Below are 3,015 nucleotides of genomic sequence, written 5' to 3'. Positions count from 1 at the left end.
GTGACTTCTGGTTGAGTAGTACGCTTGATGCCAAATAGCTTGACAACAAAGTTGGTAGAATAGCTCAGCACTAAAATTAATGGTGTCGATACCCGCGCCAGAAAGTCGATGGGGATGGCGAAAAAACTGGCGATTGTTTCTGGACTGTTGAGAGCGATCTGTTTGGGTACCAATTCGCCGACGATCAGAGTCAGATAAGTCAGGAACACAATTGCTAGTACCGAAGCAATCGATTCGCTATACTCACGTGGTAACAGTTGTGCTAGTGGTGGTGCTAGCAATCTTGAAATCGCACTCTCACCTCGCGCACCAGATAAAATCGCCATCAAGGTAATCCCAACTTGAACTGTGGGCAAAAAGCGATCGGGTGTCATTGCCAAGCCCAATGCAATTCCAGCCCGTCTGTCGCCGCGATCTGCCGCTGCTTGCAATCTCACTTTTCGTGCGGAGACGATCGCCATCTCAGACATCACGAATAGGGCATTGAACAAAATCAGCACGAAAACCAGCAATAATTCCGCAGTTAGGGACATGAAACCAAGAATGAAGGATGTCTGAAATACTGTCTTCTAGTGTACTTGTTTCGGGTCGATCTCTAGTTAGCTGTGAGTTTATCCTTGCCGAAAATTCGTTCGGCGATCGCCAGGATGGCAAATCTGGGTAGAGCCAAGGCTCTCCGCCAGCGACTGGGTTCTTGGGCGATGCGATACATCCATTCTAGATCGAGATTGCGGATGTATTGTGGCGCTCGATTTTTGACGCCAGACCAGACATCAAAACTACCGCCGACGCCAATCCAGATCGCCTGTGGACACAGATGAAAGTTATCTCGAATCCAAATCTCTTGACGCGGCATTCCCAATGCCACCAGGATGATTTTCGGCTGAGTAGTGTGGATCTGGTGCAATAATTTGGATTGGTCTTGAGCATCCAGATAACCATGCTCGATGCCCACGATATTTAGATCTGGAAAGTCAGTTTGCCACTTTTGAGCTGCTTGCTTGACGATCTGAGGCTTACCCCCATAGAAAAAAACCGGATAATTACGCTCTGGTGCGCCAGCTAAACGCAGTAAATCTTCACCCAAATCGATGCCAGCATAGCGGGGTTGCTCGACATCATGCAATCGCAACGCCATGATAATTCCCGAGCCATCTGGAGTCACTAAGTCGGCATTAGCAATGATATTCGCTAGTTCGCGATCGTGACTTGCCTGGATCACAATTTCGGCATTCATCGTCACGACATGGGTACCGATGCCTTGTTCCAATCTGTCGAGCAGCCACGGCACATAATCGGGGGATAAGTGTACGGGTTGCCCGAGAATTTTGAATTGTGGCAGAGGGGTAGATAGGCGATCGGACATAGATTTGGTAGAGTGCTGGGGTAATATGTTCATCGTCAATGAAAAGAAATCGCTGCTGGGAGTCGGGACAATCGGATTTGCTAGTAAGCAAAGCAAGATCGATCGCCAGAAAATCGCTAAAAAACCCGCGCTATCAAGTGTCATTTAATTGCGAGAGCAACCATTCGTCTACTGGTTGTCCGTCTTTGCGCTGGAGCTGAATCTCGATCGCGACGACATCTCTAGAACCTACTGGAGCAGGCTTTTTGGCAAAGATAATATCATAGTCTGATGGTGGTTCGTTGCGCTGCTTGAGCCAATCCTCTACTTTAGTTTTCGCAAATAACGATTGACCGCTCTCAAACATGCGAGTAATTTGGAGTTGGATGCTGTGAGGATTGTGTTGTGCCATTTAAGTGGGGGTGAGATTTTTTTAGAGTTGAGATATTAGGGATAGCTTACATCTGAAGCGATCGATTTAGGGCGCACCCAGGAGATTGGATCGCTACATCGGCTCTCCTCCCTCGATCGAACCGTTGCGATTATGGCTGTCATTTGGTGAATGAGGAGAGCTTTTACCTAGCTAAACAAAGTAGTCATATCGGACGAAATATCGCGTCAAGACTGGTGACTCAGATCGTAGGAGATCGTGTTAGCTCGCTACTAAAATCGAACTATATTCCCTATACTAATTCTACCCATTCTCACACCGATCGATGATATTTATTGGATTTGTATGCTGTTTGGCTCTCTATGTTGCTTGTAATTTAGGCGCGAATGATGTTGCCAACTCGATGGGTACTTCAGTCGGCTCGAAAGCGATTACGCTCAAACAAGCGATCGTCATTGCTGGCATCTTAGAATTTACAGGTGCGGTCTTATTTGGGCGACAGGTATCGTCAACTTTGGCAATTAGTATCGCCAATCCCGATTTATTTGTCAGTCAACCGCAAACATTACTACTGGGTATGGTGGCTGTGTTAATTAGTTGTGGATTGTGGCTGCAAATTGCTACTGCCAAAAATTTGCCAGTTGCTTCTTCTCATGCTGTAGTTGGCGCGATCGCCGGATTTAGTTGGGTTGCCGCTGGGTCGAGCGCGGTAGAATGGTCGTCACTGGGGACGATTTCGCTGGCATGGGTAGTCACGCCCCTGGTGAGCGGGGCGGTAGCTGCGGGCTTTTATTTACTGATTAAACGCTCGATTCTGGAGCAAGCGCAACCGTTAATCCAACTCGATACTTGGATACCTTGGCTATCACTGATTTTGGTGGCGGTATTTGGCGTAATCGTCTTACCGACTGTTGTGGAAACTTTACCCTCAGACTTTTTACCCGCTGTCCCCCGGCATGATTTTTCCCTGGGACTGGGGGGAATGGCGGCACTGGCGATGACGTTGGTAGGTTGGCGGCGACTCAGAGCAGCAACTATTACTGTTAAATCGTCCGAAATCCCCGCCGTTGTCGAGCGTCAATTGGCGAGATTTCAATTACTCAGTGCTTGTTGTGTGGCATTCGCTCACGGCTCCAATGATGTGGGTAATGCGATCGCACCGTTAGCCACCATCTTGTATATTCAAAGTACTGGTACCGTCCCTCAATCGAGTTTAGAAATCCCCTTGTGGGTGCTGGTACTCGGTGGCGTGGGGATTGTCACGGGGCTAGCTATTTGG

At 48.2% G+C, this 3,015-nt stretch carries 4 protein-coding genes; 1 reads left to right on the top strand and 3 read right to left on the bottom strand.

Annotated features, from left to right (window positions below):
• The 3 genes from RMO35_RS05905 to RMO35_RS05895 all read right to left on the bottom strand — a co-directional run.
• A partial coding sequence (locus RMO35_RS05905) for a CNNM domain-containing protein (RefSeq protein WP_309739279.1) occupies positions 1-533 on the bottom strand: 533 nt, incomplete at its 3' end.
• Between the two features lie 62 nt (positions 534-595).
• Positions 596-1,366 carry a WecB/TagA/CpsF family glycosyltransferase gene (locus tag RMO35_RS05900; RefSeq protein WP_396135613.1) on the bottom strand — a complete coding sequence of 257 codons (771 nt, stop codon included), beginning with the start codon at positions 1,364-1,366 and terminating at the stop codon, positions 596-598.
• 133 nt (positions 1,367-1,499) lie between these two features.
• Positions 1,500-1,757, bottom strand: coding sequence for a hypothetical protein (locus RMO35_RS05895; RefSeq protein WP_309739275.1), 258 nt, complete (start codon positions 1,755-1,757; stop codon positions 1,500-1,502).
• A 304-nt stretch (positions 1,758-2,061) separates the two neighbouring features.
• Here RMO35_RS05895 and RMO35_RS05890 point away from each other — a divergent pair.
• The coding region (locus RMO35_RS05890) for an anion permease (protein ID WP_309739274.1) at positions 2,062-3,015 on the top strand (954 nt) is incomplete at its 3' end.

The sequence above is a fragment of the Chamaesiphon sp. OTE_20_metabat_361 genome, from assembly GCF_031364565.1.
The sequence above is the reverse complement of the archived record's forward strand: the minus strand, read 5'-3'. Positions and strand labels throughout refer to the sequence as shown.

Coding starts and splice junctions, on each gene's coding strand:
- RMO35_RS05900 (WP_396135613.1), bottom strand. CDS start 1,366: ATGTCCGATCGCCTATCTACCCCTCTGCCACAATTCAAAATTCTCGGG.
- RMO35_RS05895 (WP_309739275.1), bottom strand. CDS start 1,757: ATGGCACAACACAATCCTCACAGCATCCAACTCCAAATTACTCGCATG.